Origin of the sequence: Flagellimonas baculiformis, from assembly GCF_033441575.1 — a bacterium.
GTDB classification, from domain to species: domain Bacteria; phylum Bacteroidota; class Bacteroidia; order Flavobacteriales; family Flavobacteriaceae; genus Flagellimonas; species Flagellimonas baculiformis.
Window position 1 is genome coordinate 31,424 of record NZ_JAUZVW010000010.1, and the last position, 14,844, is coordinate 46,267.

The following is a 14,844-nucleotide window of genomic DNA, read 5'->3' on the forward strand; positions in this document are numbered from 1 at the left end:
TTTGGGACTACAAGTTACAAAAGTTTGTCGGCTATGTCCCTCCAGGTATCAGCTCGTTCGAAAGCCGAGATATTTGTATTGTGGGGAGAGGTGAACATGATAGGCCGACCTGGGAAAAACTCAAGGTTCTTGCTGCGGTCATCGATGAGGATATCCCCTTTCAAAACATGCTTGTTACCGCACAGGATTCGATTTTGCCAAGGGATAAAAGGGAAAAACTCATCCAGCCAATCCGATTTTTCCCGAAGGGACTGTGGAAATTCCATAGCAGCGGAGGCGATATAGACTTCATGCTTTTTGTTGAGTTCAAAAAGTACTTCCTGGCTATCCGGTATAACTTTCAAGTACTTGAAAAATCCATCGCGCCAAGTATGGTCCCGTATGGACTGTTGGTGCGCTTCCGGTACGCACTGCCATGCCTCCCGGCCATAACAATCTTCTATTTTGAGTTGGGCATTGAATTCTTTATTGTAAAGTTCAAGATGTGCGCCAAATGCATCGGCTATCACCTCGTCCATATCCACAAAAATGGTCATGCTGTTATTTTTTGTTCAAGTACGTCAAAACTTGTGAATTTTTCAAAAAAATTCCAATTAACAATCTTTCCCTTACATAGTGCCACGATAATCTGAAGGCTTTTCCCGATAACCGTTTTTCATTGATTCCACATCAAGCGGATTTGGGCAAAATCCAGGTCTTTCATCGAGGATAATGGCCACTTCACATAAAGAACCCCACTGGTCTTTAACCATGGGAATTGTCGGGATACTTTTGCACCCGAATTTAAAAAACCTAGTTTTGAAAAAACAGAAATTCCCCCACTTTATCTTCATCACACTTGTACTTTTTATGGCTTCTTGCAGTGCTCCTTCATTGGAGGATGAGCTTGTACTTTCTCCCGAAAATGTGGCTTCGGACATCGAGTTGGAAATTATTGAACTTGTGAACGAATATCGATCATCAAAAGGGTTGATTGCCTTGGAGTTTGATGGTATCGCCTATGACTATGCGGCCCAACATACGGAAGAAATGATCTCTGATGGCAAAATCAGCCATGATAATTTTGATGTACGGTCCTCCAACCTGGCCCAAGATGCCAATGCGGATTATGTGTCCGAAAATGTGGGAAAGAGCTACACGACCGCCAAGGCCATAGTCCAAGCATGGATCAAAAGTGACATCCACAGAAAAGTAATGGAAGGGGATTTTCTCTACACGGCCGTCAGCGTTCAGGCAGATGAATCGGGCACTCTATACTTCACCCAGCTTTTCTACAAATAGTTTGAATGCACATTGATATCATTATTAATAATCCAAATCTCACTTTTATCACACATTTTTAACTATATATAATAATATTTCTATGCAATAAAAATTTCATTTTACACATGATATAAATCATATTTTCTTTCATTTTTAGTAAGAATTAGACTACGAAATAAAATAATTGAAAAATAATTGAGTTATGTATAAAAATACATGACTTAAATTATGAATAAATCAATACTTTATTTCAAAAGGTCATCATTCTTTATTTTGTTTGTTTTATCTATTATCTCCGCTAAGGGACAAACCTTTGCCACAAACATTATAAGCGAGGATGAAGTGGACAATTCGGCCAACGCGATCGATGGTAATCTGTCCACCGCTGCAACTGTCAGAGCAAGTACTGGCATCGCATTGGGAATCGGCGCCTACGCCGGTCATTTGGAAGTAGGGTTTCCTTCTACTTTGACATCCAACACCACTTCCTATGTAAAACTGGAAACTGAGGAAGATTTGCTTCCCCTTTTATTGGGGGGTAATCTTGGAGGGCTTTTATCCGATATTTTGGGCACAGTGCTTATCGGAAACCAGGAATTCACGGTCACTGTCAAGAACAATGCCGCAACGGTGATGGAAGAATCCTCCAGCGATGCCAATCCCTTCACAACGGATATGTTAAGGGTCGTGACCAATGTGAACAACGATTACTTTTTGGCCATGGCTCCCGATTCGGACTACAACAGGGTAAGACTCACCAATAGCATAGGATCATTGATTGGCCTGAACAACACCAGGGAGTTGAGTGTCTTTGGGGCTTTCCACGGTGCCGATCCCGCTTTGTGCGGAACTCCCACATATACTTCATTTGATGGGAGCGGGCTTACTTTGGACCTGTTGAACCTTGGGGCAGGGGTAATCGATCCCCATTTGGCCATAGATGGGGATTTGGCTACTTCATCCCAATTGGGACTAGGTGTCTTGGGCGTGGCCGCCAGCATTGAACAGACCGTTTACTTTGATACTCTTTCCGAAGATGGGGAAAATTTCTACATCCGGTTAGGTGTGGATCCTGAATTGGTTCAGGCGGGTGTCCTGAACAATATTGAAGCCATCGTTCAAAATGGTTCTCAATCTCCCTTTTTTACAGAAAACATTTCCAGCCTTTTGAATGCTGATCTATTGGGTCTGTTGCAAGGCGGGGAAGTGGTCACCATCCCATTGGACCCGGGAGCACCTGCCGATAGGGTCACACTCCGGTTGTCTTCCCTACTGAACATTTCTTTGGACCAAAATCTGAACCTCTTTGAAATATACCGTGCCCCGGCCATGCCTGAATTAGATCCAGACTCACAAGATGTAAGCATCTGTGACGGCTCATCCGTAGATTTGACCGCCACTACATCCGTGGGCAACCAATTGCGATGGTATGATGCCGAGACAGGTGGAAATCTATTGGCCACGTTAAATTCCGGGGAGGCCTATACAACACCCATCTTGAACACGGACACAACATATTATGTAGCAGCGGCTGAAGTGGGTTGCCCCGAAGAATCCCCCAGAGTTCCAGTACCCGTAAATGTAGTTGACATTCCAACGACCAGTGACATCACTATCATTGGTGATGAGAATCCCATTTGTTCCTCCAATAATGTGGTATTGATCCCTTCCAGTGATGTGGATGGCACCTATAGTTGGTATTTTGACGCCAACGCCACAAACGAGATCACGGATGGGCAGGTAGTAGGGTCGGTAACATACAACATCGACCCGGATGACGGAACACTCACCATCAACGGATTGGACCAAGCGGGCAGCCCATATTCTTATTATGTAAGGGTCACCGAAGCCACAGCTGGTTGTGAAAATGCCCCTGGCGACCTGCAAGTGGCCAATGTCGAAGTTGTGGATTCAGCCGCAATTGTCAATATTATTTCAGCGCCCAACATCACCTTGGACAACTTGATCGACTTCTTTTTGGGAGTGCCAACATATACAGTATCTGGCAGTATTACCGGCGATGCAAATGTCGGGGATGCCATAACCCTTACCATCAATGGTCAAACCTACAATGGCGTTTTGGATGCCAATTTGGATTTTGACATTGACGTTGATGGGTCGGATTTGGCTCTCGATCCCGATACAGCCATTGAGGTATTCATCAACGGCGGGCTTTGCACACTGACCGGGGAAATTGATCTAGATCTTCCCGACCTGATCGTTGATGATGTTCTTCAAATATTCTGTGCCTCGGACAATCCTACCTTGCTCGATTTGGAGGTGGGGAGCAATATCTCACTTTTCGACAGCCTGGATAGCCTGGTGGAATTGGACCTTGACACTCCCTTGGTGGACGGGGAGGTTTATTTTGCAGGGATTTTAGGCATTCCGGTTTCAGTCCTCGCCAGAATAGGTATCACTGTGGACATCATCAATCCGGCGACACCGACCACCACTTCCAGTACACAGACATTTTGTGCAAGCAATGACCCCACTGTGGGAGATCTCCAAGTGAACGAGACCAATGTGGTATTCTATGACAGTCCTTCCGGAGGTCAAGAACTGGATGCTTCAACACCTTTGGAAGATGGCAGCAATTATTATGCGGCCATAAGGGACACCAATGGATGCGAAAGTACTGACCGATTATCGATTGCTGTTACAATTGATGATAGCGGACCCATCACACTTACAGGACAGACCGAAGAGGCTTGTCTGAATGGGGAAGAATACACCTATACCACAGAGACCGGCAAACAGATGTATTCCTGGACGGTTACCGGCGGAAGCATTGTGGCAGGGGGAACGTCCACCGACGATTTTGTGACCGTTACGTGGGACAGTCTGCAAAATACATCCATCAGCGTGGGCTATGAAGACACGGCCAGTTGCAGCCCCACTGAAATGTTCCAATTGGACGTGGCGGTCATCGAGTGTGTTCTGGGAGAGGAATTCTGCCTAAAGGTGTACAACGAGTTCTCCCCCAACAACGATGGTTTCAACGACTTTTTCGAAATAGAGTGCATAGAAGATTATGCCAATAGCATAAAAGTATTCAGCAGAAATGGGAACAAGGTCTTCGAGACCATCGACTACCAGAACAACTGGGACGGGATAGCCAACGTGAACGGCATCCTCAACAAAGGGGAGCATTTACCCTCCGGCACTTATTATTATGTCATCAACATCCCGGAACTGAACAGAAACCTCGTGGGTTGGATACAATTGGCACGATAGGTACCCTTTTCAAATCAAACAATACCATTTAACAATGATACAGATGATAAAAAATAAGATAGGAGCCATACTATGCCTCACATTGGCGTTGCATTGGACCGGGGTCAAAGGACAGCAGGCCCCACAGTACACGCAATACATGTACAACACAACGGTCCTAAACTCTGGATACACAGGGACCAGCGCCAATTTTGAGGCAAATGTGCTCTACCGCACGCAATGGGTGGGCCTCGACGGGGCACCCGAGACCCAATCGTTCACCATACAGGGCCGGACCGGCAAAAGGATAGGGCTTGGCCTGACCGCCGTGAACGACAATATCGGCGCATCCAACAACGTGAAAGTGAACGGACATTTTGCGTATGAGATCCCAACAGGCCAAAAAACCAGATTGTCCCTTGGCTTGAATGCCGGGTTGGACATCCTGAACATTGACTGGTCCAAAGGAGTCTTCTCGGACGATCTGGATCCCGTTTTCAGTGAAAACCTCAATGAGACCAGGCCCATGTTCGGGGTAGGTGCCTATTTCTATAGTGATCGTTGGTACCTGGGACTATCCACCGACAATTTCATGAACTCTGAAATATACAGTGATGACGACAGGACGGTAACGGACAGAAAAAGCCAGTACTACTTCATGGCTGGCTATGTGATGGATCTTTCCAGCAGTATCAAGTTCAAGCCGGCCATGCTCACCAAGCATGTTTCGGGCACCCCCCTCACTTTGGACGTTTCCGCAAACTTCCTTTTGCAGGAAAAGGTGAACCTAGGTCTGGCCTACAGGTATGACGATGCCGTGAGCATACTGGCGGGGCTCCATTTTGCCAAAAGGTTCTTTGTGGGCTATGCCTATGACTATTCCTTGACAGGCTTGGACAATTACAATGATGGTTCACACGAAATCATCTTGAAATACAGTGTTTTCGATGTAACCAAAAGGGCGCTCTCTCCAAGATTTTTCTAAGGACCACTGAATGTCTAAAAAATAATACCATGAAAAAAACGATACTTCTTATAGCGTTCTGTTCCTTTATCAGTGCAATGGCGCAGAACAAGCTTGAAAGGGCGGACGAACTTTTCAATGACTTTAAGTTTGACAAGGCCATAGTCCTGTACAAAGACCTGGCTGCGGAAAAATCAAACCCTTCCCTGCACGTGGTGCAACGGTTGGCGGACAGCTATTTCAATATGAGCGAATACCAAAAGGCCAAGGAATGGTATGCCAAGCTCTATGCATCTGAAGGGAAAAACACGGGAGAGGGCAACATCATCAAACTGGTGCAATGCCTCAAGGCCGACATGCAGGCTGAGGAAGCGGACAAATTGCTACGCGACTTCTATTCCGACCAAAAAAGATTGGATATGATCATGGCCCAGAAAACATATCTGGACAGCATTTTGACGCATGATCCCGTTTTTGAAGTACAGAAGTTGGCCTTCAACAGCAAAAAATCAGATTTTGCACCATCGTTCTATGAGGACCTTTTGATCTTTGCCTCGGCCAGGGACACCTTAAAATCCAGCGGAAAGCTGTATCCGTGGAACAACCAGCCCTATCTGGACCTCTACGTGACCAATCCCAATGTGTCCCGCGCTGTGCCCGAAAAGTTTTTGGACAATCTGGCATCCTCCTACCATGATGCCAATGTGGCCGTTGCCCCTGGGGGACAGACCCTCTATTTTACCCGGAACTATCTGAAAAAGGACAAGCTGAACGCGAATAGCGACGGACTTTCCCACATGCAGATCCTCAAGGGGAGCATCCTGAACAATGAATTGGTAAATGTGAGCTCGCTGTCCTTGAACAGTAAGGACTACTCATGCGGGCACCCGGCCCTGAGCGCAGATGGAAAATACCTTTATTTCACCTCCAATATGCCTGGCGGTTATGGGGAAAGCGATCTGTATGTGGTGGAAATCGGCGTTGATGGGGATGCCCTGACCCCTCCCAAAAACTTGGGGCCCAATGTAAATACCAAAGGTAGGGAGATGTTCCCCTATGTGGATGGGAACACCCTTTACTTCTCTTCCGATGGGCATTATGGCCTTGGGGGATTGGATATTTTTTCCACCACCATACAGTCGAAGGACAGCTATGCACTGCCCAAGAACATTGGCCCACCGATCAATGGCAATATGGATGACTTTTCCATGACCCTCCGTGGCGAAACCGGAAATGGGTACTATGCCTCCAACCGATTTGGCGGTGTGGGGGACGATGACATCTATCGCATCAAAAAAGCTAAACCTGTCAATTGTTTGGTCTATTCGGGCTATGTGCTGAATGAAAAAACTGGCGACCCCCTACCCATGGCAAATGTGGAACTCTACGATACCACCACTGGATTTGTCACGGGCATGAAAACGGATGACAATGGGGCCTTCAGTGTGACATTGCCCTGTAACAAGGAAAGCAGACTGGTGTTCTCCAAACCAAGGTTCACCAAAAAAGAGATTTTGATCAACACGGGCGAAAATCCCCAAAGTCCATCAGAAGAGAACATGGTGTACCTTACTCCTTTCGAAAGTTTGGTGGTGAAGGAGGGCGATGTGGAAAAAATCAAGGTGGATCCCATTTACTTTGACTATGACAAATCGGAAATCACCCCAAGGGCCGAAATCGAGCTGGAAAAAGTCCTTTTTGCCATGAAGGAATTCCCCAGCATCAAGATAAAGATAGAGTCGCACACCGATTCCAGGGGGTCGGACCAATACAATTTTAGGCTGTCGGACGATAGGGCAAAATCCACCATGTGGTACCTCATCTCCAAAGGAGTGGAACCGGACCGCATCGTGAGTGCCAACGGTTATGGGGAATACCGCTTGAAGAACAAATGTTCCAACGGTGTGAAGTGCAGCGAACAGGAACATTTGGTGAACAGGCGTTCCGACTTTGTCATCGTGGAAAAAGGGGAAACCTTGGAAAACGTACAGCGATGAGCATGGAAAGGTAAAGCTTGGTTTAGTTTTAGTTTGGGAAAACCGTTACCTTCACGGGGATTACGGTCATAAAAGCGCATGTATTTGCGCTTTTGTGGTTAAAACTGTCAATCATCAAACTAAACCTAAAAAGAACACCAAACATGAAACAATTCCAATGGGGTCTGCTGATGACCTTCGGACTATTGTCATTCTCCACAATGGCCCAAGAAAAAATCGAAGCCAAATACATCAAGGAAGTGGAACGCTTGGCCAAGACAAAACAGGTCAAGGCCGCTTTCGATTTCATACGGCAGCAAAAGGATAACACTACTGAAGACCTCATCACACTCACTGAAGTGCTGGCCCCGCCTTTCATGGAGGATGAACGTGGAAAGGTCTTTTCCCAAATGCTCCAAGAAGCCGGTGTGGACAGTATTTGGACCGATAAGGTCGGTAATGTAATCGGCCTGCGTAAGGGAACTTCCGGCGAACCGGGCTATGTGGGGGTCGATGCCCATTTGGACGTCGTCTTTCCAGAAGGCACCGATGTCACCGTAAAGAAGGTCGGGGATACCCTGAAGGCTCCCGGCATTGGGGACGACACACGGGGACTGGCCATGCTCATCAGCATGCTGAAGGCCATGAACAAGGCAGAAATCAAGACCCGAAAGGACATTCTTATCGTAGGCACGGTCGGTGAAGAAGGACTGGGTGATCTCAGGGGAATGAAATACCTCTTCAACGAATCGGAACTGGACATCGATTCGTGGATCGCCATTGATGGAGGTAGCTTGGGACGGATCAGCAATGCCGGACTGGGTTCCAAACGGTATAAACTGACCGTAAAAGGGCCTGGCGGCCATTCTTGGGGTGCCTTTGGGCTTGCCAACCCGCACCATGCCTTGGGCAAGGTCATCGATATCTTTTCCAAGGATGCATGGGACTATACTTCGGGAGACATTCCAAGGACCAGTTTCAATGTGGGCCGTATCGGTGGGGGAACCTCGGTGAATTCCATTCCCTTTGAATCGTGGATGGAAGTGGATATGCGGGCAGTGGACCCAAAAAATTTGGATGAAATTGAAGCTATTTTCAAAAATTCGGTGGAAAAGGCCATTGTGGAGTACAATAATAGTGGTGTACGGGATGAAGTGACTTATGAACTCATCAAGATTGGTGATAGACCTTCTGGAGAGCTTTCCCCTTCCCTGCCCCTCATCCAAAGGAGTATGGCCGCTACGCAATACTTTGGGGCAACGCCAAGTTTGGGGCGTGGGTCCACGAACATCAATATTCCCGTTTCCAAAGGAATTCCTTCCGTATGCATCGGTCGCGGAGGAAAAGGAGGCGGAGCGCACTCGCTGCACGAATGGTTCCTGAATGATGAACCCGGTGACGAATCCATACAATTGGCACTTTTGATCACCTTGGCACAAGCTGGATTGGGAAAATAGACATTTACGTGATGAAATAACAAACCCCCTTTAGCCAACAAAGGGGGTTTTGTTTTGTGGCACCATTTGCATGATGTCCACCTGCTTAGAAATAGTGATCTTCAGAGGGTTTGGTTGGTTATTTTCCTGCCCTTTCTTTCTTTTGTTTGTCCACCATGGCTTCCACATCACGCAGCAATTGCTTGGCGTCGTAGATGATACCGTCCTTGATGGTATATTCGATTCCTCCCACCCTTTCAGGCTTTCCGGTTTCATCGTTCAGTCGTATGGCCCCGGTGCCATACAATACCTTGAAGTTTTGCAATGGGTTTTCATCCACAATGATCATATCGGCCAACAGACCAGGACGCACTACCCCGAACTCGATGGGTTTGTTAAGGGGCTTGAATACCTCCTCGGCACCGTGCATGGTAGCGGCACGCACCACTTCAAGGGGATGGAACCCAGCTTCTTGCAACATCTCCAATTCCAAGATGGTCCCAAAACCGTACAGTTGGTAGATGAAGCCGGAGTCGGAACCCACGGTCACTTTTCCACCCATGTTCTTGTACTCGTTCAAGAACTGCATCCATACCTGATAGTACTTTTTCCAAGCCACCTCATCCTCGGTGGTCCAGTCGAACCAATAGGCACCATGGTTTTTTCTACTTGGTTCAAAGAAATCCATTTGGGACGGCAGGGTATATTTTTCGTGCCAGTCGGCATTGCGTGCACGCATCACGTCCCTTCCTGCAGAATAGATGGTCATGGTCGGGTTGATGTAGAAATCCAACTTCAGGAATTCGTCCAAAAGGGCGTTCCATTTTTCACCACCCGGTTTCACCAAGTTCCATTGACGGGCCACTTGTCCAAAACGGTGCTGTTCATCGCCATAGTTGATGTCCACCGGAAAAGGTTGTACATCATGGTTCTCGTACATGGACTCGAACAGTCCGTAGAAGTGTGTCATGCTGGTCAAGCCGAGTCTGGCGGCATCAATGGCGTTCATCTGTGCGACCCCGCTCTGCGCCAAGTGGGCCGTGCTGCCCATTCCCAAGGAATTCGCTTCCTCCAAGACCGCTTTCATGATCGATGGCTCGTGGGCTCCCAGCTTCAATCCATCAACCCCTTTCTTTTTAGCGTATTGTACCCAGGCCCTGGCATCTTCCGGGGTCAGAATCTTACGGTCCTTCCACTCCTTTCCATTGCCAATGCGGTGAAATGAGACCATCCTTGGTGCAACAATCTCGTTCTTGGCACTCCTCTCACGTTCTTTGAGCGACCATTCCAAATCTCCAAAAGGAACGCCCCTTACCGTGGTGATACCATTGGCCAACCACAATTTGTAAACGTATTCGGCTTCCGGAGCTTTCGGCACTCCACCCGTATGGACGTGAAGATCTACGATACCAGGCATAAGATATTTTCCTGCAGCATCGATTTCCTTCGTATTGCCAGTGCCCAATTTTGGTCGCTTGGATTCGTCAATGGGCACATGGGGGGCGCCCACACCCACAATATCGACTATTTTGTTTTTTTCCACCACAATGTCCACTGGCCCGCGTGGTGGTCCCCCGGTCCCATCGATCAAGGTGACACCACGGATGATGAGGCGATCATAGGGCCCCTCTCCTTCCCCCGGCTTGCGGTCCGGACCACCGATCATCTGGGCGGCCAGCAGCATGGGCAGTACCAGAAAGATTGTCAAAAAGAAATGCTTCATAATAAAAAGAATTAAAGGTTGGTTATTTGTATTTTGTTCCTAGGGGTTTACATGACGTAAACTCCTAAAGTTTGAACGAGGCCTTCCTTCCCTGAAAAACCATGTTCTCAATACAGTGTTGGGAAAATCCCTGAAAAGGGTGACAAAAGTCTATTCTTTTAAATAAAAATCAATATTTATTGGAAAACATTAAGGAATCAGCAATGCCCAAGAGATATGGGGCATCAGCAAATGCTCAGTCCGCAGCTTCTTCGCTTTCATTGATCAAGGTATGGTACACATAGCCTTGGATGTTATCGTCAAAAAGTACGTGGTACCAGTTGGCGGTCTTTCCTAAAATGAACACTGGGCGTTCCTTTTTGAGGGACCTTATTATTTCTGTTTCCACAGTGGGCCCTTTTCTGACATTGGCAAGTTCCGCGCCTATATGCCCGTAGGGCAAAGGAGTTTTTAGTGCTCGCTCGGTCCGCTGGCCTTTTTGTATGAACGGCAGGGGATCTATGGCCCCATTGCTCCCATATATACCAAAATGGAGATGTGGCAATGTAGTCCGGGCATTTCCCGTATTGCCAACAAAACCCAATGTGTCTCCTGCCTCCACTTTCTGGGCAAAGGATACTTTTACACTATCCAGATGGGCATAATAGAATGAATGGTTGAACAGGCCATCCCTGAACCACACTTGCTTTCCCCCAAGTCCTCTTTCGCCGGTAAAGCTCACCCTACCGGTCTTTACCGCAACCACAGGGGTTGCCCGTGGCGCAAAGATGTCCACGCCTTGATGGAGTCGTGTGCCGCCCGCCCTTGCATCTCCCCAAAAACTTTGAATGTTCCTGTTCGCTGCACCAAGTACAGGAAAAAGTAGTGTGGGCTCCGAATAAATATCCAATCGGAATGCTGTGGAATAGCCAATTTTGGGCTGTACCACTATTTTATAGATGCCCGTTTCCTCTATGGGCAACACAATGTCGCCCGCACCATTTACTTCTTTGCTCAACAACGGTTCATTTTCCCGCTCGTTCCGAAGCTGGTAAACATCAACAAAAGCACCTATGCTATCGGAGATCGGGGTAACCGAAACCATCAACTTCCGGCCATTCTGCAATGGGACATCATACCCATAGGCGAAGTTAAATTCAGACGGGAAGACACCCGTTTCTGCATAGGGCAGAGAAATGGAAAGGGTATCGGCCAACGCAGTTTGTGTGGCACGGTTCCATGCGGCAAGACGAGGGTCGTTTTCATCAAACATTCGCTCGTATCTTTCACGATCGGTCGGTTGTACAAATATGTCAGAGATTTTCTGTACTTGATTGCAAGAATGGAGCATTAGGATGAACACGGAGGCAAATATCGATATTAGGACAACTTTCAACCCTTTTTCCAGGCATGTTGTCCGGACATCTTTGTTTTCCAATTTTTCTCCCACTTGTTTCCCCATCATATCACAAAAATACCCATCGCCTGTGCCACGGTTTATCACAAAAATACCCATCGCCTGTGCCACGGTTTATCGCAAAAAATTCAAGGTTTGTTCCTTATCAACATCTTGGGAACATGGAAAAAAGACATCACATGGAAAAGGGGGTCAAAAATCCATTCGTTTAGGCACAGCTTATGATAGGGGCCCGATTAATTTTAACCCGTTAACATTGCCCATGTCCAAAAAAAAATTGTTGCACCAACTCGTAGAGGCTCCTGAGACTGCTTTGGAGCATTTGGACCTTGTCTATGTGGACGACCAAAAGCTGCCCATTGAAAGACACAGAAAGGGGAAAGGTTTTACGTATCGATTCCGGAACAAACCGCTAAAGAACAAAAAGCACTTAAAGCGGATCAAAGAACTGGTCATTCCCCCTGCCTGGGAAAACGTAAAGATCACCCATTTGCCCAACGGGCACATACAGGCGGTGGGATATGATGCCAAAGAAAGGAAGCAATACCGCTACCATTCCACTTGGTCAAAAATCCGTAACCAGACCAAATTCTATAGAATGACCGCATTTGGAGAGCAGCTGCCCACCATCCGAAAGCAGGTGGACCAGGATCTGGAAAAATCAGGTTGGCCAAAGGAAAAAGTGGTCGCCCTGGTCATCAAACTCATGGAGGAAACCCATATCCGCATTGGTAGTGAACATTATGCCAAGCGCAACCGATCCTATGGTCTCTCCACGCTTAGAAAAAAACACGTGGCCATCCACAAAAGTAAAATGAAGTTTGAGTTTGTGGGGAAAAAAGGGAAAGACCATGCCGTAACGGTCCGCAATAAAAAGTTGATTCGTCTGGTGGGCCAGTGCGAGGATATTCCGGGTTGGGAACTTTTCCATTATTATGACGAAGAGGGTAAAAAGCAAACTCTGGACAGTGCCATGGTCAACAACTACCTGCATGAAATCAGCGATGTGTTTTTTACGTCGAAGGATTTCAGGACTTGGGGCGCTTCCGTCATTTTTTTCAATACGCTAATGGACATGGGAACGGCATCACGAAAAAAGGACATCCAAAAGAACCTGCTATCTGCCTATGATGCCGCAGCAAAGGCCTTGGGCAACACCAGGAACATTTGTAGAAAACATTACGTACACCCGCGATTGGTCACGGCGTACGAGGACGGTTCCCTGCAAAAGGCTTTTGATGATGCTGAAAAGCATTCAAATGGTAAGGCGTATTTTTCCCCTTCGGAGGTCGCCATGTTGGACGTCATTAAAAAGTATCGCCCCACGTTGGTACAAAAGTGACACGCCCTGAAGATCAGGTTCTATCCTCCTATGATCTCCCCGCCGTTGATATGTATAAACTGACCGGTCATGTAACTGCTGTCTTCGCTGGCCAAAAAAACATAGGCCGGTGCCACTTCGCTTGGCTGTCCTGCGCGGCCCATGGGGGTGTGTTGCCCAAATTTGGAGACTTCGTCGAAGGAAGACGGGATCAAGGGCGTCCAGATCGGGCCCGGAGCCACGCCATTGACACGGATATTCTGTTTTGCTAGCACTTTGGAGAGGGCACGGGTGAAACCGACAATGGCCCCTTTGGTGCTGGAATAATCCACCAGAACCTCTTGGCCCCTGTATGCGGTGATGGAGCTCGTATTGATCACCACATCATTTTCCTTTAAATGTTCCAGTGCATACTTCGTGATGTGGAAATAGGAATAAATGTTCGTCTGGAAGGTAATTTCCAGCTGTTCGGACGAAATGTCCGTAAACTTGTCCTGCGGAAATTGCATGGCAGCATTGTTCACCACAATATTCAGTCCGCCCAATTGGTCCACACACTGCTGGACGGCAGACCTGCAAAATTTCTCTTTCTTTAGGTCACCCGACAAAATGATGCATTTTCTTCCTTCTTCCCCGATCATGGCCCGGGTATCCTGCGCATCCTTGTCCTCGTTCAGGTACACTATGGCAACATCGGCACCTTCTCTGGCAAAATGCACCGCCACACTTCTCCCTATGCCACTATCCCCTCCAGTGATCAGGGCCACTTTGCCCCTCAGTTTGTCGCTTCCCTTATAATTTTCCCTAATGACCTGGGGTTGGGGCTTCATTTGGTGCTGGTCACCCGGTTGTGACTGCGACTGTTCCGGAAATTTCTTTGGATTTGCCATATGCTATTTTTTTTTACGGTTTGATGATGCTTTTTATAGGAGAAGACCTACCCGATATGGATAGGTCTTTTCTGGGCAAGGCTTTTTTTAAGCGTTTTCTTTCATGGCCTTTTTGTTCAGTCTGCCTTCTGCCAATTCATTCAACTTATCGTCGGCCTCGTATTCTTCGTCCAAGGTCATCCGGAGTCTTTCGGCTATGTCATGATGGCCAAGTTCCTTTGCATAGCGGACAGCGGTGCCATAACCCGATATTTCATAATGCTCCACGCGCTGTGCCTCGGCGATCAACCCTGCGTCCATTACCTCATCGGTGTCCGCCTCCTCGATAAAGCTTTTTGCTTCACGGATCAAACCCTCCATGGCCTTGCAGGTTTCCCCTTTGGGTGAAATGTCCAGCTCCTTGCAGATGGTCTCAAGCCTGCTTTTGTGTTCTTTGGTCTCTTCCAAATGGTTTTCAAAAGCTTTCTGCAATTTGCTGTCATTGGCCTTTTCCGCCATTTTTGGCAAGGCGTCCACCAATTGGGTTTCGGCACTGTACAAATCTTTCAATTGATGTTCGAACAACTCTTCCAATGTCTTCATAATAGTGTTTTTTTAAGGATTATTATTGCTCTCGAAATTAACGGGTTGTCCTCCACTTTTTTGACTGCATTGCGCAA

The 14,844-nt window shown here is 47.3% G+C and carries 11 protein-coding genes; 6 read left to right on the top strand and 5 right to left on the bottom strand.

The window, feature by feature from the left end; translation table 11 throughout:
• Positions 1 to 14: 14 nt before the first annotated feature.
• Entirely contained in the window at positions 15 to 536 is a 522-nt protein-coding gene (locus SD450_RS14115; protein WP_318345103.1) for a 5' nucleotidase, NT5C type, read from the bottom strand.
• A 262-nt stretch (positions 537 to 798) separates the two neighbouring features.
• On the opposite strand from SD450_RS14115, the gene SD450_RS14120 reads away from it, so the two are divergent.
• The 5 genes from SD450_RS14120 (at position 799) to SD450_RS14140 (ending at position 8,876) form a co-directional block, all read left to right on the top strand.
• Complete coding sequence (locus SD450_RS14120) at positions 799 to 1,281, top strand: CAP domain-containing protein (RefSeq protein ID WP_318345104.1); 483 nt, start codon at positions 799 to 801, stop codon at positions 1,279 to 1,281.
• Between the two features lie 210 nt (positions 1,282 to 1,491).
• Positions 1,492 to 4,500, top strand: coding sequence for an Ig-like domain-containing protein (locus tag SD450_RS14125; RefSeq protein WP_318345105.1), 3,009 nt, complete (start codon positions 1,492 to 1,494; stop codon positions 4,498 to 4,500).
• A 43-nt stretch (positions 4,501 to 4,543) separates the two neighbouring features.
• Positions 4,544 to 5,464: a PorP/SprF family type IX secretion system membrane protein gene (locus SD450_RS14130; RefSeq protein WP_318345106.1), complete on the top strand. Its 921-nt coding sequence runs from the start codon at positions 4,544 to 4,546 to the stop codon at positions 5,462 to 5,464.
• A gap of 29 nt (positions 5,465 to 5,493) precedes the next feature.
• Positions 5,494 to 7,440, top strand: coding sequence for an OmpA family protein (locus SD450_RS14135; RefSeq protein WP_318345107.1), 1,947 nt, complete (start codon positions 5,494 to 5,496; stop codon positions 7,438 to 7,440).
• 143 nt (positions 7,441 to 7,583) lie between these two features.
• Complete coding sequence (locus SD450_RS14140) at positions 7,584 to 8,876, top strand: M20/M25/M40 family metallo-hydrolase (protein ID WP_318345108.1); 1,293 nt, start codon at positions 7,584 to 7,586, stop codon at positions 8,874 to 8,876.
• 118 nt (positions 8,877 to 8,994) lie between these two features.
• Here the strand turns inward: SD450_RS14140 and SD450_RS14145 are convergent, their stop codons facing one another.
• Both SD450_RS14145 and SD450_RS14150 read right to left on the bottom strand, forming a co-directional pair.
• Complete coding sequence (locus tag SD450_RS14145; protein ID WP_318345109.1) at positions 8,995 to 10,578, bottom strand: amidohydrolase family protein; 1,584 nt, start codon at positions 10,576 to 10,578, stop codon at positions 8,995 to 8,997.
• Positions 10,579 to 10,813: 235 nt separating this feature from the next.
• Entirely contained in the window at positions 10,814 to 12,085 is a 1,272-nt protein-coding gene (locus tag SD450_RS14150) for a M23 family metallopeptidase (RefSeq protein WP_318345110.1), read from the bottom strand.
• Positions 12,086 to 12,236: 151 nt separating this feature from the next.
• Between SD450_RS14150 and SD450_RS14155 the strand changes: the two genes are divergently transcribed.
• The gene (locus tag SD450_RS14155; RefSeq protein ID WP_318345111.1) at positions 12,237 to 13,316 is read left to right on the top strand and encodes a DNA topoisomerase IB; all 1,080 of its coding nucleotides are present in this window, start codon (positions 12,237 to 12,239) and stop codon (positions 13,314 to 13,316) included.
• Positions 13,317 to 13,336: 20 nt separating this feature from the next.
• On the opposite strand, the gene SD450_RS14160 is transcribed toward SD450_RS14155, so the two are convergent.
• Together SD450_RS14160 and SD450_RS14165 are read right to left on the bottom strand one after the other, a co-directional pair.
• Positions 13,337 to 14,185 carry an SDR family oxidoreductase gene (locus tag SD450_RS14160; RefSeq protein WP_318345112.1) on the bottom strand — a complete coding sequence of 283 codons (849 nt, stop codon included), beginning with the start codon at positions 14,183 to 14,185 and terminating at the stop codon, positions 13,337 to 13,339.
• 87 nt (positions 14,186 to 14,272) lie between these two features.
• Entirely contained in the window at positions 14,273 to 14,767 is a 495-nt protein-coding gene (locus SD450_RS14165) for a YciE/YciF ferroxidase family protein (RefSeq protein WP_318345113.1), read from the bottom strand.
• Between the last annotated feature and the right edge of the window lie 77 nt (positions 14,768 to 14,844).

Excerpts from the sequence above, each read along its gene's own strand:
- SD450_RS14115 (WP_318345103.1), bottom strand. The coding sequence starts at position 536 with ATGACCATTTTTGTGGATATGGACGAGGTGATAGCCGATGCATTTGGC.
- SD450_RS14125 (WP_318345105.1), top strand. The coding sequence starts at position 1,492 with ATGAATAAATCAATACTTTATTTCAAAAGGTCATCATTCTTTATTTTG.
- SD450_RS14130 (WP_318345106.1), top strand. The coding sequence starts at position 4,544 with ATGATAAAAAATAAGATAGGAGCCATACTATGCCTCACATTGGCGTTG.
- SD450_RS14135 (WP_318345107.1), top strand. The coding sequence starts at position 5,494 with ATGAAAAAAACGATACTTCTTATAGCGTTCTGTTCCTTTATCAGTGCA.
- SD450_RS14140 (WP_318345108.1), top strand. The coding sequence starts at position 7,584 with ATGAAACAATTCCAATGGGGTCTGCTGATGACCTTCGGACTATTGTCA.
- SD450_RS14145 (WP_318345109.1), bottom strand. The coding sequence starts at position 10,578 with ATGAAGCATTTCTTTTTGACAATCTTTCTGGTACTGCCCATGCTGCTG.
- SD450_RS14155 (WP_318345111.1), top strand. The coding sequence starts at position 12,237 with ATGTCCAAAAAAAAATTGTTGCACCAACTCGTAGAGGCTCCTGAGACT.
- SD450_RS14160 (WP_318345112.1), bottom strand. The coding sequence starts at position 14,185 with ATGGCAAATCCAAAGAAATTTCCGGAACAGTCGCAGTCACAACCGGGT.
- SD450_RS14165 (WP_318345113.1), bottom strand. The coding sequence starts at position 14,767 with ATGAAGACATTGGAAGAGTTGTTCGAACATCAATTGAAAGATTTGTAC.